Annotated in this window: 16 protein-coding genes; 14 read left to right on the forward strand and 2 right to left on the reverse strand. The window is 39.5% G+C overall.

Annotation, left to right across the window (positions count from 1 at the left end; all coding sequences use genetic code 11):
- The first annotated feature begins 190 nt into the window (after nt 1-190).
- From GGQ84_RS07420 to GGQ84_RS07455, 8 genes are all read left to right on the forward strand, one after another.
- Nucleotides 191-1,267: a polysaccharide deacetylase family protein gene (locus GGQ84_RS07420; RefSeq protein WP_429161240.1), complete on the forward strand. Its 1,077-nt coding sequence runs from the start codon at nt 191-193 to the stop codon at nt 1,265-1,267.
- Between the two features lie 105 nt (nt 1,268-1,372).
- A complete protein-coding gene (locus tag GGQ84_RS07425; protein WP_429161243.1) occupies nt 1,373-3,172 on the forward strand; it encodes a methyl-accepting chemotaxis protein in 1,800 nt (599 codons plus the stop codon).
- A 67-nt stretch (nt 3,173-3,239) separates the two neighbouring features.
- Nucleotides 3,240-4,442, forward strand: a complete 1,203-nt coding sequence (locus GGQ84_RS07430) for a CapA family protein (RefSeq protein WP_429161246.1) — start codon at nt 3,240-3,242, stop codon at nt 4,440-4,442.
- 18 nt (nt 4,443-4,460) lie between these two features.
- A complete protein-coding gene (locus GGQ84_RS07435; protein ID WP_429161249.1) occupies nt 4,461-4,706 on the forward strand; it encodes a hypothetical protein in 246 nt (81 codons plus the stop codon).
- Nucleotides 4,707-4,849: 143 nt separating this feature from the next.
- Nucleotides 4,850-5,494: a deoxyribose-phosphate aldolase gene (gene deoC, locus GGQ84_RS07440; protein WP_429161251.1), complete on the forward strand. Its 645-nt coding sequence runs from the start codon at nt 4,850-4,852 to the stop codon at nt 5,492-5,494.
- Nucleotides 5,491-5,898 carry a cytidine deaminase gene (locus tag GGQ84_RS07445; protein ID WP_429161253.1) on the forward strand — a complete coding sequence of 136 codons (408 nt, stop codon included), beginning with the start codon at nt 5,491-5,493 and terminating at the stop codon, nt 5,896-5,898. The genes deoC and GGQ84_RS07445 overlap by 4 nt, the downstream gene beginning before the upstream one ends.
- 18 nt (nt 5,899-5,916) lie before the next feature.
- Nucleotides 5,917-7,062 carry a class I SAM-dependent methyltransferase gene (locus GGQ84_RS07450; protein WP_429161256.1) on the forward strand — a complete coding sequence of 382 codons (1,146 nt, stop codon included), beginning with the start codon at nt 5,917-5,919 and terminating at the stop codon, nt 7,060-7,062.
- A 92-nt stretch (nt 7,063-7,154) separates the two neighbouring features.
- The gene (locus GGQ84_RS07455) at nt 7,155-8,882 is read left to right on the forward strand and encodes an ABC transporter ATP-binding protein (RefSeq protein WP_429161258.1); all 1,728 of its coding nucleotides are present in this window, start codon (nt 7,155-7,157) and stop codon (nt 8,880-8,882) included.
- Here the strand turns inward: GGQ84_RS07455 and GGQ84_RS07460 are convergent.
- Nucleotides 8,863-9,459, reverse strand: a complete 597-nt coding sequence (locus tag GGQ84_RS07460) for a lytic transglycosylase domain-containing protein (RefSeq protein WP_429161260.1) — start codon at nt 9,457-9,459, stop codon at nt 8,863-8,865. The two genes, GGQ84_RS07455 and GGQ84_RS07460, sit on opposite strands and share 20 nt — an antisense overlap.
- Nucleotides 9,460-9,960: 501 nt before the next feature.
- Here GGQ84_RS07460 and GGQ84_RS07465 point away from each other — a divergent pair.
- The 5 genes from GGQ84_RS07465 to GGQ84_RS07485 all read left to right on the forward strand — a co-directional run bounded on the left by GGQ84_RS07465 (nt 9,961) and on the right by GGQ84_RS07485 (nt 23,934).
- A complete protein-coding gene (locus GGQ84_RS07465) occupies nt 9,961-13,812 on the forward strand; it encodes an Ig-like domain-containing domain (protein ID WP_429161262.1) in 3,852 nt (1,283 codons plus the stop codon).
- A 17-nt stretch (nt 13,813-13,829) separates the two neighbouring features.
- Entirely contained in the window at nt 13,830-20,126 is a 6,297-nt protein-coding gene (locus GGQ84_RS07470; RefSeq protein WP_429161264.1) for an IPT/TIG domain-containing protein, read from the forward strand.
- A 6-nt stretch (nt 20,127-20,132) separates the two neighbouring features.
- Nucleotides 20,133-21,797 (forward strand): hypothetical protein, encoded by a 1,665-nt coding sequence (locus GGQ84_RS07475; RefSeq protein WP_429161267.1) that lies wholly within the window; start codon nt 20,133-20,135, stop codon nt 21,795-21,797.
- Nucleotides 21,798-21,824: 27 nt separating this feature from the next.
- Nucleotides 21,825-23,315 (forward strand): S-layer homology domain-containing protein, encoded by a 1,491-nt coding sequence (locus tag GGQ84_RS07480; RefSeq protein WP_429161270.1) that lies wholly within the window; start codon nt 21,825-21,827, stop codon nt 23,313-23,315.
- A gap of 121 nt (nt 23,316-23,436) precedes the next feature.
- Entirely contained in the window at nt 23,437-23,934 is a 498-nt protein-coding gene (locus GGQ84_RS07485) for a flavin reductase family protein (RefSeq protein ID WP_429161273.1), read from the forward strand.
- 32 nt (nt 23,935-23,966) lie between these two features.
- Here GGQ84_RS07485 and GGQ84_RS07490 read toward each other — a convergent pair whose 3' ends face one another.
- A complete protein-coding gene (locus GGQ84_RS07490) occupies nt 23,967-25,196 on the reverse strand; it encodes a D-alanyl-D-alanine carboxypeptidase family protein (RefSeq protein ID WP_429161275.1) in 1,230 nt (409 codons plus the stop codon).
- A gap of 169 nt (nt 25,197-25,365) precedes the next feature.
- Here GGQ84_RS07490 and GGQ84_RS07495 point away from each other — a divergent pair, with 169 nt between their 5' ends.
- On the forward strand, nt 25,366-26,313 hold the full coding sequence (locus tag GGQ84_RS07495; protein ID WP_429161278.1) for a metal-dependent hydrolase: 948 nt from the start codon (nt 25,366-25,368) through the stop codon (nt 26,311-26,313).
- The last annotated feature ends 25 nt before the right edge of the window (nt 26,314-26,338 follow it).

Below are 26,338 nucleotides of genomic sequence, written 5' to 3' on the forward strand. Positions count from 1 at the left end.
GCAATTAACTTAATGAACCGCCAAGTACCGAACGGTATGCTTGGTGGTGTGAGAGGACGGTAGATAAAATAATTATCTACCTCCTACTCGATAAATATAACAGTAACTCTTTAGTAGGAAAAGATACAGGTGTGTCGAAATAAGTTTTAAGTAGCAAATCTAAATACATATATAGATGAGGATGAAGTAAATGAAAAAGTTAAATAGAAATCTTAGCTTATTATTAGTCTTAATGTCATTTATGGTTTTTGCAGGATGTGGTGCAGTGGAAGAGGAAAAAACGAAAGAAAACGGGTTGAATGATGGTGAGCAAGTGGAACAAGTGGAGGTTATTGAAGAGGAGGAGGCTATAGAAAAAAGCCTCACAGAAGAAGAGATGCAAGAACTAGGTGTCAATGAGTTGGGGCAGGTTATGGTTTTAATGTACCATGTTATTGGTGATGAAGAGGGTACTTGGGCTCGAACAAGAGACAATTTTCGCAATGATTTACAACGGCTTTACGACTCCGGGTATAGAACCGTATCTATGACGGATTTTCTCACTGGTAATATCTCGGTTCCAGCTGGAACTACGCCTATAATTTTTACTTTTGACGATGGAACGCCCGGTCACTTTACTTTTATTGAGGAGGATGGAGAGCTGATTGTTGATCCGGATTCTGCTGTGGGCATTATGTTAGATTTTTCTGCAGAAAATCCTGACTTTGGCCACAACGCTACCTTCTATCTTAATTTCAATCCGCCTCCGTTTGGCCAGAGAGAGCACTGGGAGGAGAAATTGCGCTTTCTTGATGAAAAGGGCATGGAGATAGGAAACCATAGCTATAGTCACGAGTACCTCAATAGAGTGGATGATGAAGAAGTTCAGCGTCAGTTGGGGAAAGTGGTGAAAATAGTAACAGAAGTATTGCCGGGTTATGAAATAAATAGCCTTGCGTTACCTTTTGGGCTCAGTGCAGAAAATAGTGAGTTAGAAATGCAGGGAAGCTATAAGGGAATTGAGTATAATCACTTAGGGGTATTGAGGGTTGGTGCTAATCCTAGTAACCCTTTGGGACATGAAAATTTTAATCCAGCTAGAATTCCTAGAGTTAGAGCTTGTGAAGATGAGTTAAACAAATGGTTGAATCACTTCGAACAAAACCCTCATTTGCGATATGTAAGTGATGGAGACAGTAATACTATAGCTATTCCAGTTCATATGAAGGAACACATTGACGAAGAAAATTTGGACCATGGAGAACTAGTAGTTTACGAGGGAAATTAGTTTAGAAAGCCGAAAGGCTTTCTTTTTTTTACATTATAGAAGGAATACTAATTACTATTAGCGAATATATGTGCAACGACCAATGTTGTGCGAGGGGGAAAATTCATGGTAGAGGAAAAGAAAATTAGTTGGTGGAACAAACAAGGGCTTACTTTTAAGTTTATTGGTTCTTTTGTAGTAATACTAGCTTTCTGTATCGGTATCGGGTTAACGCTATTGGTAGATAGACAGAGTGAACAGCCCTACAATCAAGAGATAAGCAGGATGAGAACGATAACACAGAAGATGGATATTACTAGAGATTATTTCAATGACATGCAAGATGCTTTTTCTAGCTTGGGAGAGAGCAGATATGATACTGTAACAACTGTACCCATGGTGGCTGCAGTAATAACAGGGCAGGAGTATGGACAACGTGCCCATGATGGCATGGTTGTAAGAACTCCTACAGATCAGCCAAGAAACCCCAACAATCAAGCTGATCAGTGGGAACTAAAAATGCTAAAGTACTTTAGGGAGAATCCAGAAGAAACTGAGATTACAGAGCGCTATGTAATGGAAGGAGAAAATGTTCTCCGCTTTGCTGCGCCGGTAAAGGTAACGCAAGACTGTATGGAATGTCACGGTTTTCCCGTGGGGGAAAGTGACCCTTATGGTTATGCGAAAGAGGGCTATACGGAAGGAGATATTCGGGCGCTATACAGCCTATATCTACCCACAGCATCCTTGGAAGCTCAAAACAGAGAAAACGCAATGCTGTTATATTCCTTAGGGATAATAATGGGCTTATTAATTTTAGTAGCTACATATGCCTTAATCAAGCGGTTAGTGGCAAAGCCAGTAGATGAGATGACATCCAGCTTAAGTGAGATGAATAAAGGGTCTGGTGACTTAACTAAGAGGATTGACGTTAGTTCTCAGGATGAGGTAGGTCAACTGGGCAATCAATTTAACACTTTTGTGGAGCAGTTAGCTGGAATGATACGCCAAGTTGATAAGACATCAAAAAATGTGGCTGAGGTTAGCAGTCAGGTTGCAGAAGCATCATATCAGACGGGGCAAGCTACTGAGCAAGTGGCTATAAATATTGAGCAATTGGCAGATAACTCAGCTCAGCAAGCACAGGGAATTAGTGCGAGTAGTGAAGAGGTTCAAGGGCTTGCTCAAGCATCAGAACAGGTATCTGACAATGCAGTTACAGCAGCACAACTGTCGAAAGATACAGCTAAAGAGGCGGGAAGAGGCCAAGACTACTTGCAAAACGCAGTTGGACGAATGAGGAGTCTAAATGATACCGTGGATAATGCGGCTGACTTGGTAAATACCTTAGGTCAGCGGGGTCAGGAAATAGGGCAAATTGTGGAGATGATTCAAAATATAGCAGATCAGACTAACTTATTGGCGTTAAATGCTGCCATCGAAGCTGCTAGAGCTGGAGAGCAGGGCAAAGGCTTTGCTGTAGTGGCCGATGAGGTTAGGAAGCTTGCCGAGGAGTCTAGCAAAGCAACTGGTCAAATTACAGAGATGATTATCCAAATTCAAGAAGAGACAACCTCAGCAGTTAAAGCAATGAATGCAGGAACAGAAGAAGTAGATCAAGGGGTAGAAATTATTGGAGAAGCTAACCAAGCTCTAGAAGGGATTGTCAAAGCTGCGCAACAAACTGATGCAGAAATTCAATCCATCAGCGCTGCGGCAAAACAATTGGCAGAGGGAAGTGACAGGGTAGCGCGAACTATGGAGGAGATTAGTGTATCTGCTCAAGAGGTAAGCTCTAGGTCTGAGGGAGTTAGTGCTGCTGCAGAGGAGCAGACAGCTGCTGTTGAAGAAATAAGTGCAAGTGCTCAGAGTTTAGCAAGCTCTGCTGACGAGTTAAAGGAACTAGTAAATAGGTTTAAAATATAAAACTATGAAGCCCAGCATATTGTATTTGCTGGGCTTAGCTTTTAAAAAGCTAATGGAGGTAACTAAAGTGAGGATAAAGAGAGTTGAAAGGATAGCAATACTAAGTTTTCTGTTGATTTGCATAGTTGTTTTTACAATGGGCTGCGGTAGCTCTTATGAGGAGATAATATTGGATGAAAAGAATAGCGATGTTATCCATGATGATGAACAGCTGCAAGAAGAAATAGAAGAGGAAAACTATAAGCGGATACTAATTGCCGCAGTGGGAGATATTATGGGACATATGCCCCAGGTATATGCTAGTAAAGATTGGGAAACGGGTGAATATGACTTTAAGGATAATTATAAGGAAGTTAAACCAATTTTTGAACAGGCAGATTTGACAATAGGCAACTTGGAGACCACACTGGCTGGGTCAGATAGAGGTTATACCGGTTTCCCTATGTTTAATACTCCTAGTGTATTGGCCAGAGATCTAGCCTGGGCGGGATTTGATATATTGTCCACTGCTAATAATCACTCCTTAGACCGAGGTGCCAGTGGGTTAGAGCGTACACTGAATAAACTGGATAAGTACGAACTGATTGGTGTAGGAACTCACAGGAGTCAAAAAGAAAGGGAGCAAATAACAGTGGTTGATGTCCAAGGAATAGATATTGCTCTGTTGGCCTACACTTATGGAACTAATGGAATTCCAATTCCTACAGGAAGAGAATATCTAGTGAATCTGATTGACGAAGAGGTAATAAAAAGAGATATTGAAAAAGCTAAAGAAAGATCTGATGTTGTAGTTGTATGTATGCACTGGGGTGATGAGTACCAGAGATTGCCCAATGCCAATCAAAAATACTTGGCTGAGAAGCTTGTTAAGTGGGGTGCTGATGTTATTTTAGGCAGTCATCCTCACGTAATCCAACCCTATGAGTATATAAGGATCGAAAACCAGGAAGAAGTGCGAGAAGGTGTTGTAATATACTCAATGGGTAACTTTATATCCAATCAAAGGCGAGAATACAGGGATACAGGTATAATATTTCAAGTAGAACTAATAAAAGATCTGAACAATGGAAATGTGAGCATTGGCAAGGTTGACTGGGTAACAACCTGGGTGCGTAAGTTTTATGAAAATAATAAATGGAATTACCGCATTCTACCTGTAGAAGAATATGTATTAAAAATAAAAGAGGGAAAAGAACTTCCCTTTACAGAAGAAGAAAGAAATAAAATAATTAAAGCGTGGAAAGATACTAATAAGCATTTGTTAAATTAAGCGTAAGGAGTGAGCTGAGTGGACAAACCTCATATAATGAAAAAGGCAGATTTTATTGGAGAATGGCCTGTGGTTAAGGAAGGTGCCAATGGAATTGTAGTGACAAAAGCAGGAACAAATTATGACGTAGGTATTGAGGTGGATGAAGATACTGTAGTAAAAGTGGACTCCGCCGATGAAAGGGAAATAGACCAAACTATAGAAGAATTAATACCTAAGGTAGAGGCCTACAAGGAAAGATTTAAAGATTGCTTTATGGACTAAAATAGAGGGAGCTAAGATGCTTCCTCATTTTCTTAAGATTAATTTGGAGGATAATGCAGGAAAACAAGTAAAATTACCGAAATAAGATTGGGTTAAGCAAGTTAAATTTTGATAAAAATACTATATAAGGAGTTGTGTTAGCAATGGATACAAAAAATTTGAATCAGTATATTGACCATACACTTTTAAAGCCCAATGTAAAAAAGGAGCAGATTATACAACTGTGTAACGAGGCAAAAGAACATGGTTTTGCAGCAGTATGTGTAAACCCCATGTACATAAGCTTGGTTAAAGAACAACTTGAGGGTACTCAAGTTAAGGTTTGCACAGTAGTTGGGTTTCCTTTTGGAATGAGCACTAATAATACTAAAGCATTAGAGACAAGAAATGCTGTTATGCTGGGTGCAGAAGAGATAGATATGGTTATCAATATTAGTGCCCTTAAAGATGGCGAAGACGAATACGTAGCAAAGGAAATAAAAGAGGTTGTAGATGCCGCCGAAGGAAATACAGTTAAGGTTATTATTGAAACATGCTACCTTACAGATGAAGAGAAAAGGTTTGCATGTCGACTTGCTGCAGACGCAGGTGCACACTTTGTAAAGACTTCAACGGGCTTTGGGCCTAGCGGTGCCACAGTAGAAGATGTGAAGCTAATGAAAGAAGAAGTGGGAGATAAGTTAGGTGTAAAAGCCTCAGGTGGTATTAGAGATAGAGAGACAGCAATTAAAATGATAGAAGCAGGTGCCACAAGAATTGGGACTAGCAATGGCGTGGAGATTGTATGACAATAACAACTTATAGAGAGTTACTAGAGAGGGCTATAGAAGCAAAGAAAAATGCTTATGCTCCTTATTCTAAATTTCCTGTAGGTGCAGCACTTTTAACAACGGATAACTCAATCTTTACTGGGTGCAATGTGGAAAATGCCTCTTATGGGCTGACAAATTGTGCTGAGCGCACTGCGGTGTATACAGCAGTGGCTGCAGGATACAGTAACTTTAAAGCAATTGCTATTGTCACTAATCTAGAGGAGCTAGCTACTCCCTGTGGAGCGTGTAGACAAGTGCTAATTGAGTTTGGTTCTGAGATAGATATTATAGTGGGGAATGAAAAAGGCGAATACCAGGTTTACACTAGTGGAGAGTTGTTACCATCTTGCTTTAGTGGAGAACAGTTGGGTAACCTTTAAGAATAAAGGAGAGTGCTTATGGAGCGCTTAGCAGCAGTTATTATAGAAGAAATTAAAGAACAGGGTCCTATTACCTTTAAACAATTTATGGAAAGGGCTCTTTACTATCCCCAGTTGGGCTACTATAATACTGCAGCAGCGAAAATAGGTAAGGATGGAGACTTTTATACCAGTTCTGATGTAAGTAGCCTGTTTGGTGAAATGTTGGCAGATCAGTTTGCGGAAATGTGGCACAAGCTAGATAAACCGAATGACTTTTATCTAATTGAATGTGGTGCGGGAAAGGGTGTTCTAGCAAGAGATATACTGAAAAGGTTGAAAGTATATGAGGAGTTAGCGGAAAAACTGACCTATATAATAGTAGAAATAAGCCCTGAGATGCAGGAGCATCAAAGAAAAAACTTAAAGAGTCTAATGGATTCAGGGATTAGTGTAAGCTGGTCTAAATCAGTTGCCCATATTCCTGATCTCATAGGAGGGAAGAAAGTAACAGGGTGCGTATTTTCTAATGAACTATTAGACGCCTTTCCAGTTCACATTGTAAAGCAGGGAGAAACTCTAAAGGAAGTTGGGATTTCCACAAATGAACTGGGAGAATTTGTGGAAATTTTGATGGAGCCAACTACCCCTGCACTAGAGCAACATCTGATCAAGTCAGAGATAAAGCTAGAGCATGAGCAAATAATAGAAATTAATTTACAGGCACTTGAGTGGTTAAGTGATGTGGCTAATATCATGGAGTATGGTTATATTGTTACAATTGACTATGGATATTTGGCAAAAGAACTGGCAGCTCCTCATCGCCATCAGGGAACTCTCATTTGTTATGAGAACCATCAAGCCATTGATAACCCATATGAAAATGTGGGAAATAGGGATATTACAGCTCATGTGAATTTTTCTGCTCTGATTAGTTGGGGAGAGGAATTGGAACTAAAAACTTTAGGCTATACTAATCAAGGGAAATTCTTGTTGGCCATGGGCATTATGGAGCAGTTAGGCCAAAAAAGCCTTTTTGAGTGTAGCCCTTCAGAGATAAAACGAGTTCAGAATGCTAAAAAGCTGGTTATGCCTGGTGGCATGGGTGAAATGTTTAAGGTGTTGATTCAGGGAAAAGGTATTAATGGTGATGCATTAAGATTAAGGGGATTGAGCCCCTTTTAAGGAAAAAATAAAGAAAACAGGGAAAGTGTTCTCCGGTGGTGAATATATATTTTTAATGATAATATATTTGCCGCAAAGGGGGGGCACTTTTTTTGCAAGTTTTAAAAAGGTTTGTTTACTACTTAAAGCCCTATTGGTTCTTAATTGCAATAATATCCCTATTGATGGTTATTGCGGCCCTGGTAAATGCGCTAGTGCCACAGCTTGTTCGAATTGTAATAGATGATATTGTGTATGATGGAAGTTATGAGCAGTTGAACAGGGTGCTATTTTTTGCTGCCTGTATTTTAATAATAAAAGCTGGCTTTCACTGGGTACGTGTAAAGTTAAACTATAAAGTTGCTCAATTTATTCTTTTTGACTTGGGTAGGGATTTGACGTCGCACCTTTATCGATTGTCATTGCGCTATTATGAGAGGAATATAACAGGAAGAATAATGGCTCGTGTAATAAGTGATGTAAACAGCTTACAACAAATGATAGTGATGGGGTCTTCACAGTTAGTAGAGCAGTTGTTGACAATTATTGCAGTTGTAATTTTCATTTTTTTGATGAACTGGCAACTAAGTCTCATTACATTAGTGTTATTTCCCATTCTTTTAGTAGTTGTCATTTACGTTAGTAGCCGAATGCGGGGAACGAGCAAGGAAATTCAAAAGAAGATTGGTGAAATGGCAGGAGTTTTACAGGAGGCAATGGGCGGGATTAAGGTTGTGAAATCCTTTAATAGACACCAACGGGAACTTGAAAAATTTACGGATATAGCTCAAGAGCGAAAGAAGCTTGGAGTGAAAAGGGGATCCCTAATTGCTCATTTAGAGACCTCTGTGGACTTTACTACAAATATAACTACAGTTCTAATTCTCTGGTACGGTGGCATTCAGGTTATGTCAGAGCAATTAACTGTTGGGGAGCTAGCCTCCTTTGTTACTTATGTTCAGCTTTTGTTTAGGCCGATTGTGCGTATGTCTATGTTGAATAACATCTTGCAAAGTGGAATTGCCAGTCTTGAAAGGATTTATGAAGTGTTCGATGAGGTCCCAGAAGTAAGGGAAATTGAAAATCCCATAGACATTAAAAATGTAAAAGGAGAAGTAAAGTTTGAAAATGTATGCTTTAGTCACGGAACTAAAGAGGTCCTAAAGAATATTAACTTAACTGTAAAGCCTGGAGAAATGGTAGCATTAGTTGGACCTAGCGGCGCTGGAAAGTCTAGTCTAGTAAATTTAATACCTAGATTTTATGATATTAATGAAGGTTCCATAACAGTGGATGGAATTGATATTAGGGAGTTGACTATAGATTGCCTTAGAAGAAATACGGGAATGGTGCTACAGGAGCCATTGCTGTTTAGCGGAACTATCAAAGAAAATTTGCTCTATGCAAAAGAAGATGCTAAGGATGAGGAGATAATGGAAGCTGCTAAAGCTGCCCATGCCCATGATTTTATAGTTAAGCTGAACCAGGGATATGATACTGAAATAGGAGAAAAGGGTGTAAGATTGTCAGTGGGACAAAAGCAAAGGATAGCTTTGGCTATGGCAATTCTTAAGAATCCTAAAATACTAATACTTGATGAAGCCACATCGTCATTAGACTCAGAATCTGAAAACCTAATCCAAAAAGCACTTGATCAGCTTTATCGAGATAGAACTACTTTTGTTATAGCCCATAGGCTCTCAACTATTGTGAATGCCCACAGAATAGTTGTTATAGATAAAGGGGAAGTAGTTGCAATAGGTAGTCATAAAGAGTTGCTACAGCAGGATGGTCTATACGCTAAGCTGTATAAAGCTCAGTTTAGTAGTTGTTCAGGATAGTTTTGGAGTAATTACTCTTTGGAGTACCAGTAGACTTAACAAAAGTCTGCAGTCCTTGGGGGCCTCGATTATAGGCAGTAAGGGCCTTGTGATAATCATTATCGTAGAGTTCTATTAAGTACATCAAGTAATGTGTGCCGATTTGGATGTTATCTTCAATATGATATAGGGAATAATCGTTAATGCCTAACTGGGTAGCTACTGCTTTGCCCGTGTTAGGCATTATTTGCATTAGTCCTATTGCTCCCATGTGACTTACAGCATCTGGATTGAAGGTGCTCTCGTGTTCGATGACACTTACAACCAAACCAGGATCCAAGTTGTATTTATTGGCATTATCCATAATAGCTCTAGCAATAATTAAGCTATCTTCTCCATCTAATTGTGGGTTTGTATCTTGAGAGTAGTTGAATATATCCCAGAATAGCTCTAATTCTACTAATTCTTCTGGCTCGCGCTCTATTGTTAAAATGGGCTTATTGTTAAAGTTACTTACCAATTGATCCATGTTCACAGCTAAGTAAACTCCTAGGAAAGCACTTAGAATTGTAAAGTAAATAATTCGACTAATGGGCATAGACATCATCCCTCCTTTTTTGAGGTTTCATACATTTTATAACAAAACCAGCGAGTTGTCTAGTTGTATAGATTTCGTGACTTAAGACCTAGAGAATTAGGAGTGCAGACCAATGCTATAAGTGGAATGATATGGTATTAGTAAGCAGGCCTCAGTTTGCCAACGTAAGAGGGTATCAGAAGCTGGCAAAAAATCTTTATGAGGACTAAATAAAGCCTTCCCTTTAAGACATCTGCACTTTGGTGTGGGTGTCTTTTTAATTTTGCAAATTAAAATTTAAAAGTCCTAGTCGCTATTTAATAGGCTATGATATAATTTTAGTAAAAGTTGGACTAATTATTAGTTTAGTGGAAGAAAAGCAAAATATCCTATAAAATCAAGCATTTAAAAGCTTGAGTAACAAGAGTTAATTAGAGGAGCAAATTTAGAGTTTAAAGTAATTATAAAGATTACGATAAAAGTATAGGGAGATTGTATTTAGACGAAACGGAGGAGCTAGCTATGGAGAAATGGATGACTGCTTTTATAGGCGTAATTTTAGCTATGTGTTTAGGGCTTGCTACAGTTGGAGCTGCTGAGGATGCCCAGCCGGAGCTCATAAGTGCTACTATTATAGAAATGAAAGATGATGGCACTACTCAATCACATAACCTTAAAGAAAAAATTAAAGGAGTCCCTTTTCAAATAAAGTCAATAGAGTTCCAATTTACAGGTGAACATGATTTTAAGGAAAATCTTAATGATATTAAAGTTATGACAAGTGGTATTGATGAAAGCTATAAGTTTCACTTTAGCACTCAATATAATGAAATTAAAGACCGTACTAGTATTGTTGCCAGCGTTAAATTAGATAACGTAGATGACGAAGATGATCTTATATATCAGCTTAGAAAACATCATCTTTATACAGTTGTTTTTTCAGATGAGTACTCCTACTCCTTTGTTACTAAAGGTGAAGATAAGGATGATATTTTCGTAAAAGCTGAGCCCTTTGCAGATGAGCAAGCAACAGAATGGGATCGGATTAAGGGAAGTGACTACGATAGAATTGTAATAGGGTTTGTAGATCAAATTGATCTTTTATTCGACCAAAAGGAGCTCTTTGAAAACGGAAAAATTACATTGAAAACAGAGGATTTACTGAAGGAGGGTAATAGACCCGAGAAAAATCCATACGGATTAGGAACAAAAATTAAAGATTTAGGTGAATATAAGCTAAGCGAACATTATGATATAGATGTAAGCGGAAACAAATTAATTCTAAAAAAGAAAGATGGGAAACAGCTTTTGGAGCTAGTGAAATACAAGCTTAAAATCTCTGAAGAAACTGTAAAACTCAAGGATGCCCAGGGTGAAGATATTACAAATGATAAAATAGAGATTAGCTTTGAAACAGGAAGGGTGCTGGAAAAGACAAAACCTCAAGAGGGTGAGACAGGCGTAAGGGTCAAGCCTGAATTTGTAATCCAGTTTAACCAGCCAGTAAGTCTTGGAGATAGTGGTGAGCCAATTAGGCTAAGACAGCTAGGAGGTAGTGGGACTGAGCCCTTTAGCATGGAGCCGAGTGAGAGCCACATTGATGGGAAAAGGGTCGAGCTCAGCTTTACTGACTTTGCTCAAGATGGGACATTGCTAGAGAGAAACACTAATTATATTTTAGAAATACCTGCAGAGCTCTTTAGGTTTAACACTATGGAAGATAACAGGCTAAACAAAGCGATAACTGTTCAATTTACAACTGCCCAAACAGGAAGCAGCCCAGAAGCAGCAGGGTTTGCCTCTGATTCAGAGGGCAGTGACGATATAAGGAGTTTTTCCAGCACTAATTTGGCCCATGATGGAAGTATATACATAATACTTAACAGAGACATTCAGTGGAGCGATTTGCCTGCTAATCAGCGCTTAGAGAATGTTCAGCTCTATCAAGTGCCTGGGAGCGAAGAAACAGAATTTGATCCCAGTGGGCACAGGTACGATAAAATATATAAATATGAAGTAAATGACAGTGGAGATAGCATCAGCTATAGGCCTATTACTGAAAAAAAAGAGGTTGCGATTGCAGAAGTTAAGCTATTAGAGGACGAGAAAAACATTTTAAAGGTAGTTCCCGAGATGCTGCTTCCCACCAATCAATATCAATTGATAGTTGAAAAAGAGCTGCTAGAGGACAGCATTGGCTATGGCATGAATATCCAGATAGACACCAATATATGGACTGCAGCGGCAGATGATGGTGAAAGCCCTCAGTGGCTAGGACTGATACTTGAGGGGACGGATACACCCAACTCAGATGGTGAGATTAGTGGAACTGAGCAGTATGGAGTGTATGATGGGGAGGATGATAAGCCCATAGTCCTTGAAGTGGAGGGAGAGGTTATCCCGAGGCCTGGCACTGAAAGTTCTTTTTCAGGCATCAGACTGCAGGAATACCATGACAGTGATACTGGCATATATTTTGCCGGAATTGAGTTTGAATATTTTTATAGAGACCAAGTAAAGCATACTCGGCTCCACTTATACCCAGACCCCAGCATTGGCGTTGTGGATTATGTTGAGGAGCCAGTGAGCACTAGGCTGGACCCAGGGAAAAAATATAGGCTAAGTATTGCCAACAATGCATTGCAAACTAGAGCTGGAGCTAACCTTCCAGAGCTGGGCATAAGCTTTACTGTAGAAGCTGACGGTACCGACGAGGTTGGTATCTACAGAGTTTATCCAAACAAATTTAGCTTAATGGACTTGGTTAGGGGAGAACAGCTAATTAGGGTTTATGGCTATAATTTCAGCTCGGATATAGAGGAAATTAGATTGCAGGATGAAGGTGGAGCTTATAATTATATTGGAATAAGCCCTGAGGATATATTCTATCAGGACAGCACTTTAATAGAGTTTATCATTCGCGGAGGAAGTAGAAATCAAATTATTAACAGCAGTATGGAAGGAAGTTTTATGGTTTTTATCGACTTTGGGGACAAGGATACGGTACAAATATCCTCAGCCATAGAAATTGAACCAATAGGCAGACCTGAGGTTAAGCAGATGTTTCCTAGAGGTGATGCTGGTGAGTGGTACGATGAAAATAGACTTATTAGAAAGGAAGTTGACGGAGAGGAGCAGTCCTTTATAAGTGTCACCTTCTATGACGATGATGAAGGTATAGAAAGAGCAGGGGATTTATTGGCGAGGCTTAGAACAGCTAGTAGAATTTACCCTGATGGAGGCGGCACAGCTTCTGTAATTGACTGGAACTTTATTAGTCGAATTGAGGAAATGAGAGATAATGACGAAGATGAATATCAGAGGTACATAAACGATTACATTTTTGTCAAGAGCAGTAGTGCAAAAGAAGCCACTTTATACATTCCAGTGATAGAATTGAGACCTCAGACTACTTACATAGTTGAACTCAGTGATGGCTTAGTCAGAAGAGGAGACTATGGAAACGATTCCATTAGATGGAACTTTACAACTATGGCTACTCCTTACCAGAGCGAGATAACCACTGGTAGCGTACCAGAAAACTACGATCCAGACAAGCCAATAATAATCTGGGGAGACTTGTTTCACAGGGATTATATCCAGGTGTACTTCAATAATATTAGGGCACAAAGTGTCAGAGTGAGAGAGACAGATGACGGAAAAAAATACTTGGAAGTGTTTTTGCCAAGCAGAAATAGATTAGAGCCAGGTATTTACGACATTATTATAGAAAATACGGATAATCACACTAGAACTATCTATGGAGCCCTCAGTGTGGTACCTAGAGGTGGAGCAGTGCCAGAGGATGATAAGAGACTAATTAATGACAGTCGAGATGGTCAGGTTTATGAGAATATTAAAACCAGTGAAAACACACTAATATTATCCGATAGGTTGGGAAGTAGGAGAACAATTGAACTTGATTTAGATGAATTAATGGGCGAAGGAGTACGGGAGAGAAGAATAGTTTTAGAGGGGCGTAGGTGGAATAGCATTGGGACACTAGATACCCGCTCTAATTTAGTTAATATAGCCTTCCACGGCCTTCAGCTGCGAACGGAAAACTCGCGGGAAGATGCAGAAATTAGAATAGGAAGGGTTAGTCCAGTTCAAGCACAAAGCTTTACGCGCAATCTGAGAGATCACAATCCAGTATCCCAGTTGATAGAAATAAATGTAGACAACTGTAGGTTTAGAGGACTATCAATAGCTATCCCCTACAACAATGGCAGTGAAAACATGAGAGTTTTGCGTTATGACCAGATGACCAGAGGATGGCAGGAAGAGCCTAGAGTTCAGTTTAACCCAGTGGACCAAATTACATATGTTTCAACAAATAGACCCGGAATCTTTGTAATAGTAGAAGAACAGTGAGAAGGGGAGGGGAAAAGGTGAAGAGGATTAAGAGAACTATAGCGTTATTACTAACAATACTATTTATACCAGGTATGCTACCATTAGATCTTTTAAAAGAGGCGGAGGCAGGTGAAAATACAAAAGTAACTATTAGGAGTACTTTTGAAGACTTTAACCCAGAGCCTGTAAATAGAAGAATCACAATAGATGACTCGGAAATGATTGGGATGAATAATAGGAGCTTGACGCTAGAGACTACTCAGGGCGGGCTTGAGAATGCCACTAACTTGGAGAGTTTCTATCAAGCCGTTCAGGCAGATATTCATAAAAGAGCCACTTTCAGATTAGCAGAGCTAACAGGTAGTGTGCTTGAGGATGGATTACAGCAAACCAAAAGGATAAGATATGGTAACCTTAACGATGTTACTATACCCTCAATCAACGAAGTAGAGACACCAATTGTAGGGATGGACGCGGAAGAGCAGATAATTATAAATGGTTCTAGTGATTTGGGTATTTTAGAAGGTGGGGATTATCAAATATTAGTGGGGAACATTGAGGCTAAAGCAAGCAAGGTAAATGAATCTAGTACTCGAGTTTCATTAGTTCCTAAAGATGAATTAGAACAGTTTGAGCCAGGCATAAATGATATTACTATTAGTAGAACTAAGGATGATGCTACAAAAATAGCGACAGATGATACTACGAAAAAATATACTCTAGAAAATATTTATATCTATAAAGATGCAGTCCAGATTGTGGGCTACATAGATCTAGAGGGCATATCAATGTTTCCCACAATGGGCAATCCAGGAAGTGATGTGGAGTTTAGGAGAAGTACTCTGCGCAATTATGATGTCTACTTCATCAGAGATATGAATGACCCGGAATTATTTAATCAACAAAATTTAGCCACAAACTTTCGTTTAGTTAACAATTCGGGCGGGGATGATGTCGTTACAGTAGAAGTACCCGATGTTTCCCCAGGACCTTACAATATTGTTTTTACAAATCCTAATTCTCTCCAGCAAGGGATTGACAGGATGTATGTACTGGACACAGAGTACACGGTTATTAGACTTGTAAGAACCCCTAGCATTGAAAGTATCAATCCTAACACTGCTCCGGCTAGAACTCCTACTAACCTGGAGATTAACGGAAGCTTCTTTTCCAGTTTAAATATAGAGGGACTAAATATGCTTAAAGAAGTGAGTGGGGATGATATTACACTTGATGATAAAAATCTAATTTTAGACTATGGGCAAGGAACTCTTTCTCTAGGTGAAAATAATTATGAAGTTAATGTAACTAGAGAATTTCAAGTCTATATTGGTCGTGATTTAGAAATAACAGATTTTCAATTTGATGGTGAAGATCATAATGCTACAAATGTATTTACTGTTATGACAGACACATTTACACTAGATCAACTACAGCAGGAAAATGTAATTATTAGAATGATTACAGAAATTGACGGTGGTGAAGAATTTACTAATACAATAGTAACTGAGGCAATTCTTGAAGATGGATTTACCTACTTACCTGCCACGGAAAGGCCTAATATTAGTGAGGTGAGGCCGGAGACAGTTCCCATTGAAGAATTTGAAAGTGGGTTTCACATCAAATCATCTATTGACAGTTTACTACTAGCTATATCTGGAGAAAACTTTTTAGTTACCAGGTATACTGATAAGGATGGGGAGGAAGTAGTAGTTTATCCAATTATTGAATTAGGGGGAGTTGTGATAAACCCTAATAAAGAACATGTAGATTTGGATAATGGAGAAATAAATGAAAACGAACACACCCCTAAAAGCTTCCAAGTAATTAACGATGGAATGATTGTTGACGGCACAGAAGGAAATGAAATAGGCAATAAAATTCTTGTAGAACTTAAAGGTGGCGCAGAGGGCATGACTATTAAAAATAGGTCTAGTCGTACTGTCAGTATTAGAAACCCTTTAAGAGATAGTGGGATTCATTCAGCTAGATATAGCTTTCAAGGAATGATTAATTTTCAGATAATTGACAAAAACGATTTCCCTATAATAGAAAGCGTAAGACCTAATTTGGTTGCAGTAGAGGGCGGGGAAGAAATTGTAATTAACGGTTTAAACCTCAGGCCAGGAGCTCAAGTGCTAATTGACGGTGAACCAGTACCTAATCCGCAATACTCTGGTGACAATGAAACTATTACCTTTGTAGCACCACCTGGAAGACCCGGAACTACAAAGCTACAGGTGGTCAATCCTGAGCCCAACCCTGGAGTTGCAACATATGATTTTACCTATTTGATAACATATACTGAACCTGTTATAAACAGTATAAATCCTACTGCTGGGACCAAAGAGACATTAGTGACTATGAGAGGAGAGCACTTTTTACGGTCAGATCCAACTGCAACAGTTGCAGATTTGGACAATATAGGTGAATACACCTTATACCGTTTGATGGGAAGTAGAGTTCTCTTAGGTGGACATGATATAAATCAATATAATATAGACAATGAAGGCAATATGAGCCTTACTAAATTCGTTCAAGGAGCTAAATCTCCGAAAGACCAGATATTTAAATTTGATGAAAATTATGGGCAAATAAGGCTAGGAGATAGTTATGAGAGTACGATACTCCACACGCAATTAGCAGATGGGGAAAACAAATTCTATATTATAACAAGAAATCCACAAGGACAATATTTTATAGAAGATCGCTTGGGAGAGCGCTATTTGATTGATTATGATGTTAGCAGTGGAAAATTTTATGCAACTCAAGGTAGCAATAAATATCCAATCACATTTAAAGACAGTGAAGATGAAACGAGGAAAGGAATAATCAAGTTTAAGGACATGATCCTTAAAGCCTACACTCCCTACTTAATTGATGAAGTGGAGGAAGGTGAGGAGACTTATGATAAAATCACTGGAAATAGAGTGCGGTATGTGGATAGTCAAACACTGGAGTTTAGAGTGCCGGATTTAGAAAAAAGCCCTTGGACGGGAGATGGCTATTACGAAGTTGCTGTAATTAATCCTGATACAAAAACAGATAGGTTACCTCAGGCATTTAGATTCTATTCAACACCTTTGGTTATTCCTAAAGTAGATAACATTCAGCCACATCGGGGACCAGATGTAGGGGGGAATATGATTACCATAACTAGTCCAGACGATGGCAATCAGCGCACAGGATTTGAAGACAGTGGAGATGGAAAAACCCAGGTATTTATCGGAGGGCAGCGGGTGCCCAGTGAGAACATAACCATCTCTCCTAATCGCAGAGAATTACAACTGACTGTACCCCCATATTTTGAAGATATCAGAGATAAAGGAACCAATCAGCTTACAGTCCCGGTTGTACTGCTTAATCCCAGTGGGGGAAGCTATGATGTTTCATATTCAAACCCACTTGAAGTTGATGGAGAATTGATTTGGGGGTATACATATATTGTTCCAACTAGCAACCCATATATTGAAGACATTTCTCCCAGTGAAGGATCTGCCAATGGAGGATATATAGTTGAGATATTTGGAAGAGACTTCAGAAATTTCATCCGTTATATGGAGGGTGATGAGGAGAAAGAAGACTATGCGTCAACTGAAAGGGAAGAATCGTCACTTAATCCTGAATATGAAGTATTAACTGACAAGCTTTATCCAGAAATCTACTTTGGAAATAAGAGAGCTGAACTCTTAGAGTTTGGCTATTCATACCTACAAGTATTAGTTCCTGATGGATCAGATACAGTGGACTTATATGTAATTAATAATGATGCAGGGATTTCTAATAAAGTGCCGTTTGTGTATTTGCAGTCTGAACCAGAAATTACTAGCGTTATTCCAGGGGAAGTTGATAGATACGGAGGAGACCGAGTAGAAATACTGGGTAAAGACTTTGAGCAAGGTAAAATTAAATTGCTAAAGCCAGAAATGGAAACTATTGCAGAAAATGTTGAAATATCCATTAGAGAAGAAAAAGATATGACAATGGTTAAAGTAGGGGATAGAACTAATGAAAACCTGCCGAGAGAACATGAAAACTCTGGAGTGATTAGGTCATCTAGGGCCACAGTTAACTTAAGTGGAGGATTGCGAATTCACTACAATGCAGAAAACAGAGGCAGTCTTGAAGCCACTATAAATTATAATGGAGAGAATTACACCCATACATATAAAGGGCTATATAACAATCCACTGTTTTTTAACACTTCAGATTTGACTAACTCAGCTGGTAAGCAATATCCCTATGAAGAACTTATAAAATTTGAGGTTTATGATAATCGATTGATTGTAGATGGAGGATATGCTCCTGCAGTTCAGACGACCAGCTCAGAGCAGTTAATTGTAACAACTCCTGCTTACTATACAGTGGGCAATGTAAACTTGTATGTGATAAATCCCGATGGCGGCAGAGCTCAAAGTAGTATTGAGTACATGCGTCCAGACAGTAAGCCCCAAATATTCAATATGACCAAGGAAGGAAGAAATCCTGAATACGAAAGTCATCCTGACTATGATGAGGATATTAGAGTACTACGTCTAAACTACCAAGGTGGAAACATTGTTAGCATTATTGGGGATGACTTTAGAGAGAATGCTCGAATCCACATATCAAATCTAGACACTATTGAGCCAGGTGATATAGATTATATGCTGCCCAGTAGAATGACCTTTGAAATGCCAGAGGTTCCTCGAGAAGCGGTGGGAAGACTTCATCGAGTTGTTGTAGTCAATGAGGATGGAGGTTCAGCATCGTCCGATGAGGCTACTCCAACTCCCATATACGTTATGTTCACAGTAGGAGAGACCAATCCAGAAGTTGAGGGTGTCACTCCTAACCGAGGACCAGCTAGAGGTGGAACCGAGGTAACGATAACAGGTAGAGACTTTAGACAGGATGGGCTATTTGTTCACTTTGGAGAGCAGACAATTCCCCAAGAGAGCATAACCTATGTTGACCATAGAACATTAAAGGTTATCACTCCTTCTAATCAGCCAGGAAATGTACCTGTGCGGGTGGAAAACAGAGATGGAGTCGTATCTGATCCTCATGGAGAATACACTTACATCAGTAACCCCACAATTTCAGCTGTTGTGGAGCCAGATAACGAAAACATCAGAATAGAGGTTATCTCAGTTGAAGGGCAGGACCGGATTAAACTTAAAGGTGGGGGATACATGGATGGCGCTCGAGTGGTGTTCAACCCTGAAATTGAGCCAGCTGATGACGCTGAAGGTCAGGATGTCATTTACATTGGCGAGGATACCTATAGGCTTGTAGAAGGCAATGACGGAACAGACCCATCCTATATTGATAGGGAGACCTTCACTGTGACAACCCCAGTTGGGAGAATGGATACAGGGAGCCTAATGATTATTAACCCAGACGGTGGCGCTAGTGAAATTTATGAAGATATAAAGTATGGACTGCCTGAGCTACAGGCACCTATTGATGTGGTAGCAGAGTTAATTTATGACAGATATATAAAAATAAACTGGCAACACGGTGGTGCTGAGTATTACGAAATTTATGTAGTTGTTGATGACAATAAGAGAGAATACATTGGTAGCACTGAATTGACTAGTTTTACCTATCAGAATCCAGAGCCAAACACCAGATATAGATTTATTGTGACAGCAGTAGGAGATTATGGTTCCTCACCACCATCGGGTGAGAGTAACGTGGTCAGAACTGGTCGGGATGTGGGTCCGCCCGATGATGATGGAGACATCGGCGAATATACAGATAGCTCCCGAGTAGGTAATACAGCACAGGTGAGTATTGGTTGGAGAGACTTTGGTCGGGATGGAATGACCATAGATTTGACCAGAGGCGATTTGGCGGGAAGTGACAAGTTAATAGTAACTATGCCAGCTAGAATAATTGACGATTCTAGGTCTGGTAATGTGGAGGTTATAGGAAAAGACTTCAATATTTCCTTCAATCCTCAAGCATTTAATGTAAGAGAAATGCGAGATAACAGCAGGCGCAATGATGCTGGTGTAAGGTTGACTATCTCACCATATAATGGAAGTGAAAATGGAAGATCTGGCATGACGCCTCTATCTACAGTTTACTCTATTGAAGCTGATGCCTTTGTTGGTAGAGAGAGCAGATCCATTAGCCAGACAGCTGGAAATATGAGAATTGTAATGGATTATGATGGTCAGTTAGCTGATATGCGTAGGCTGACTAATGTGAGATTATTTAGATATGATGAGGCTAGTGCTCAGTGGACAGCGCTAGGGCAGCAAAGCAGTGGCCAATTCAGTAGTTCAGTAATAGGAGTTACAAATCGCTTGGGCAAGTATGGAATAATGGGAAGCAGGAGGTAACCGACAATGAAAAAGAGTATTATATTAATTGCAGCGATAATTGTATTAATGGTAGCCGTTACTGCTACAACAGCAGAGGAACCATGGCGCCAGGGGTATATTGAGGGTTACCTTGTAGGAGTAGAAGAAGCCTATGACGGCCACTTAATGCATGTAGAATCCTATGCGGGCAGAGTGCATACCATTTCCTTGGGCCCAGATGCCAGTGTAACTATAGACAATAGACCTGTACGGTTTGAAGACTTGAAGCCGGGGATGGAGGTTTATGGTGAAGTAGAGTCATTTCAGGCTATTAGCCTGGAGGGCTACTCCACTGGCAACCTAGGTTACATTCCGCCAGGAAGCAAGGTGCGCAGTGGAGTTGTACGAGCTATTGACAGGGATCAATTAGAAATTCAATTGCCCACAGGAGTCACGAAAACTTATTACACTAGCCCTATAACTATAGCCTTGCGGCAGGGACAGAGAACTTCTTTAGATAGCCTATACGTAGGAGATAGGGTCAAGCTTTACTTTGACGAGTATGATAGCAAGATAGTATCCCGTATGAACATAGAAGGGGAATCAATTTTAGTTCAGGATATTTATAGAGGGACTTTAAATGTGGCAAACGGCTTTAGCCAGGGGATGGTTTTAGAGGATGTAGAGGTTCTTAGAGATGGAAAGTGGACCTATAAGCAAGGAACTGTCAGTCTACCCTACTCGGTGGACAATCCAGTCTACCTGGGCGGACAACAGGTTGACTTTAGAAATTTAAGGTATTACCGTGGCAGTACAGCCTATATGGCCGTAAACAACTTCTTTGGCAGAGAGCGGATTGAGAAAATGGTATTGCAGGGTCAATATGAAAGTACTTATTCTAGTAAGATTGAAGAGATAAATTGGTATGCTGAGGAATTTGAGCTGGCGAACAATATGAACTTTAACTTTCACGATGGAACTATTATAGTTAAGAGCGGGCGGTTAGTTGATAAATACTCTTTGAACCCAAAATCTGATGCTTTTATTGTGTCCGATGGCCGAGGTAGTCAGCGTTCAGCAGCGTTAATTCAAATTTACAACGAGGATATCAACAACTCTAATATTGGCAACCACTATGTCTATGCTGGTAAGTTGGATATGATTGTGGAAGATACAGTTAGAATGAAGGATTTCTACATTCTAAATCAAAACAGCTGGGAATCCTTTAGCGAGACGAAAGAGTTATTCTTCGATAATGATACAGTGATTTACGATTTAGAAAATGACCGAGAATTGACCCATGAAGAATTTATCTCAGGAGATTATGCAGTAGATAAGGACAGTAGATATGCAAGAGACAGGAACTTAAGAGGCTGGTATGCCTACGCATATACTGAAGGGGATAGGATAGCGACTATTCAGGTGCAAAAAAGCATGGATTCGTTACTGAGACAGCGAATTACTAATGGAACTATAACTAGTGTGGTAGAAGACGAGCTAGTAGGATGGCGCATTGAGTTACGAGATGCCAGAGACTGGAGTGAAAGGCTAGAGCAGTGGATGGCCAAGTCTGTGCCAATTAAAGTGAATGTGGATAGTACCATGATTATTAAGGATGGGACGAGGATTTCGCCTCAGGAATTAAGTGATAGGGATAGAATTTATTTAGTTAGAGATGACTTTATTGGTAAGGTACTGATTGTCAAATAGCAGAAAAGACAGGCTGGAGGTAGAAATATGAAGAGGCTGACAATAATATTATTGACTATTTCAGGGCTATTGGTCTTTGCGCCAGCCAGTTGGGCTATTCCCGGATTTTCCGGGGGGGTTAAAGATCAATACCAATACGAAGAAGTAGTCTTTGTGACAGGAGAACCCATAAGGTTTAGTGGTAGCGTGGATGTAACTGAACGGGAGCGGCAAGGGGAGGTAACGGTAACCTACAACTTTAGGTTAGAACCTCAAGATAGGTCAATCGACGGAAGATTGACAAGAAGAGTAACCTACAATATTGATAGTAACAAAAGAGATGATAAAGGTCAGACAATTACCCAGACAGGTCTTAATGACAACTATCGGGAGACTATTGATATAGAGGGAGATAGATATACTCTTGAAAGCTATAGCTTCTCAAAGTCAGATGTTATTGACAATCGAGCCACATCTGATTTTTCGTCGGGTAATATTAGTGGCAGAAAAGTCTATCACCTTAACGGCAATGAGGGAAAAGTAGAGATTAACTTTTCTGGTGGAAGTGTAGGTTATGAAAACTTTTGGGGTAAGACAGAAACCATGTTAATAGACTTCTATTATGAAGGTGAAACCGTTGGTGTGGGTGATGAAGGGAATGGTTACTCCTGGCAAGGGAATGTTAGATCCCAAGTTTCCGATAGCACTACAAAAACTTTGCGCTATTGGGATAATGAAGCCTCTTACTCCAGTTTTACTGGTGGTCATATGCGAATAACTAATAGTGAGATGGTCTCTCAGTATCAGTATACCTTACCTAACTTTGATGAGGATGGTTTGACTAGTGGAAGAAGCAGGGGGACAATACAATTGTATAAGGAAATGCCCCAGGAAATAGAGCGACTAATTGTACCTAAGTTTAGAGACGTAAATGGACACTGGGCTGAAGATCATATCAAAAAGCTATACTCTTTAGACGTATTTGATGAGAGCTCCGATTTTTTTGTTCCCAATGCACCCATGAGTAGAGTGGACTTTACAAAAGGATTAATGCGAGCTTGTAATATTAGAGTGACTGAGGAAGAGGACCCTAGGGCTAGGGTTAGAAGAAATGAACCACCAGAAGAATTGCTTTTTGAAGATATTTCTGTAGAAGACGAAAACTACAAATACATTAAAATGGGAGTGGAACAAGGGATAATTAGCGGGATTTCAAAAAATGAATTTGGTCCCAATAATCCACTCACTCGGGCACAAGCCATTACCTTACTCATTAGAAGTCTGGGCTTTGAGCACAATGCCCCTAACCCAGGATACTACACTTCTTTTGCAGATGATCACGCAATACCCAACTGGGCTAAAGACAGTATCTATATGGCGCAAGAAATAGGCTTAGTGCAGGGAGATAGTCAAAATAGGGTTAACCCCCATGATGAGATGACTCGAGCAGAGGCATCTGCACTTTTAGTAAGATTTTTAGAATTCTTAGAGAGAGATTTGCAGCGCGATTACAGAGAGAATATTCTCCTCTTTAATTAAACTATAATTAAATACTAATTCTAAGAAAACCTGCAGAGAAAAATGCAGGTTTTTTTATGAGTAGATAATGATTGAATGTGGAAGAATAATCTCAGCTAACATAAAAAAGAGGTGATATTTTATGCGTGAAATTGATATTCAAACGGGAATTAACAAAATTATGGGCCCCATTACACTGGTTGGAGCAAAGTACAATAACAAGCATAATGTGATGACTGCTTCATGGGTAACTCAGGTTTCCTTTGAACCTCCGTTAATTGCCGTTTCTGTTGGGCCAGACAAGTACACCCACGACTTAATAGCTAATGCTAAAGAATTTGTGGTGAGTATTTTGGATGAAAGTCAACGAGAAATTGCAGATTATTGTGGAGGTAGAGGTGGAGACCAGGCTGATCAAATATGTGCTGAGAAGGTAAACACTGCACCAGCCAGTAAGATAGAGACTCCGCTGTTAACCGGATGCATAGCAAACCTAGAATGCCAATTGGAGCAGAGTATGAGTGCAGGAGATCACACTCTCTTTGTGGGTAGGGTCATTAAGGCCCATGGGGAAAGTGAAGACAAGCCTATGGCATACTACGATGGGAAAATATTTGCTTCAAATCTTAAGTCCATATAGAAAAAACCCCCGAATTTCGGGGGTTAACCTTATTATTGGTAATCCATATATGATCTATCGTAATAGCCTTTGCGTCTAACTAAGCGGTTAACTCGCCTTCGTCTTTTTCTAGCTATATGTAATCGAAAGGGAATATAAATTGTCATAATGATTAACCCATAGAACCACCAATGGGTATATAATTTTCTATCAATGTCTGCTGCCGCTATTAGGGGAAGGGATTGGACTAGTTCATTGTTTACCCACACTTCAACCGTTCCTGCTAGGATACCCTTTTCTATAGGAGCAGTCAAAGTATTCAATACTGGCCTGAATTCAACATTAAGATCTTCGTTAATATATTTTGTATAAAAAAGCTCACCAGAATTGAGTAAGGGAACTCGGCCTCCAAATTTAACTTGTGCTTGAACTAAAGTCTGGTTATTACTTAAAATTGTTTCTCTTCTAAAGTTTTCAAACCCATAATCAAAAAGTGCTATGGCGTCTTCAAATGTGTGACTTGAGTTTAGTGAGACTGCAATAAGTCGCATACCATCTTTAGTAGCAGAAGCCACTAAAGTTCTACCAGATCTGCTAGTGTAGCCAGTTTTAATACCATCAGCTCCGCTATACCTATTAAGCAGTCTGTTGCCGTTGTCTAATTGGCGATCCCATTCTTCGCTAGGCCAAGGGATAAACTTTGTAGGAGTACCCACTACTTCCCGAAACACTTCATTTTGCATGCTGTAGGCAGAGATTAGAGCTAAATCTCTTGCTGTTGTATAGTGATCGTCATGATGGAGTCCGTGTGGATTTACAAAATTTGTGTTATGAGCTCCCAATTTAGCTGCTTTTTCATTCATAAGGACTGTAAAATCTTCCACAGTTCCAGCTACATACTCTGCGGCAACAGTTGCTGCATCATTACCGGACCTAAGCATTACTCCATAGAGTAAATCTTCAATAAGTATGTCTTCTCCCTCATCTAAATAAAGTGAACTGCCAATTTGATAGCGAGCATTTTTACTGGTTGTGGTTATATCACTTAAAGTACCTTTTTCAATCAATAGTATTGCAGTTAAAATCTTTGTAGTACTAGCAGGGTACATTTGTTTATCAGGCTCTTTTTCCCATAGTACCTGCCCTGTGTCTGCATCAATCAAAATTCCGGTTTCACCTTTAAAATCTATCACAGATGAAGCTTCTGCCGAAGATTGCTTACTAAATATTAACATGAAAACCATAACAATAAAAAGTATCCTAAAGTGGTTAATAGTACTCATTTCTTTACCTCCCGTTTTGCAACCATTTTTATTTTCGTCGTTATATGTAAGGATTCCTGCAATTTTATACAATCTTCTGCTACAAAACCACTTGTAAAATTTTCATGGAACTTAAACGCTATTATATGTTATAATTGTTTTATGTTTATGTTAGAACTGAGGTGATAATATGGATCCAATTACACATGCACTAGTGGGGGCAGGTGTGGCTGGACTATCCGGTGGGGAAGTGAGTGTGAGCAATCCAATCTATATTGGAGCTGTACTGGGCGCAATGGCTCCTGATTTGGATATAGTGTACCAACTAAGAGGAGATGTACACTATTTGAAGCACCATCGAGGATTCTCCCACTCAATTCCAGGGCTAGCACTAATTAGTGCTGCTATAGCTGGTGGATTGAGTATGTTTTTTCCTGAATACGGATTAATGCAGCTATTTTTTTGGACCATGCTGGGAGCTATGTCCCATACACTAATGGATATATTGAATTCCTACGGGGCTCAAATCTTAGGTCCTTTTAGCAAAAAGCGATATAGTTTAAATTTAGTAACAATACCAGATCCTATCATGTTTGCTATTTTCACATTAATATTATTAGTTCCTGGTCCTATGCAAATTAAGTCAGCAGCTGGATTTGGTGCTTTAGCATTATATTTAGGTTGGAGATTGATGTTGCGTTATAGGGTTAAGCGACTTTTAGAAAAACGATTTGCTAATTCTAATATTAGCAGAATAGCTGTTATGCCTTCTATGCTTAGCTTTATGACCTGGGATTTTCTTTTGGAGACTGATAAAAAGTGCTTTGTGGGGCAGGCCAGTAGCTTAGGGTTAAAGCTTAAGGTAAGAAGAAAACTTATTAAACCCAAGCAAGATCTAATATTAGAGCACGCTCTAAAATCAAAGTTAGGGAAGTTTTTCGATGAGTTCACGCCTTACTACTATGTTGATGTGAAATTAAATGGGGATAAATATATAATTAACTTCTTTGATTTGCGGTATTACCTTAAAAAGGACTTCTTACACACAGCTACCATGGCTTTTGATAAAAAATATGAACAGATAGAAGCCATTTTTGCCCCCTATAACGGTGCGCGAAAGATTAATATTACCGGATAAAAAAAAGAAAGGCGACTAACTCAAA

Source organism: Desulfitispora alkaliphila (genome assembly GCF_050433185.1).
Taxonomy (GTDB): Bacteria; Bacillota; Desulfitisporia; order Desulfitisporales; family Desulfitisporaceae; genus Desulfitispora; species Desulfitispora alkaliphila.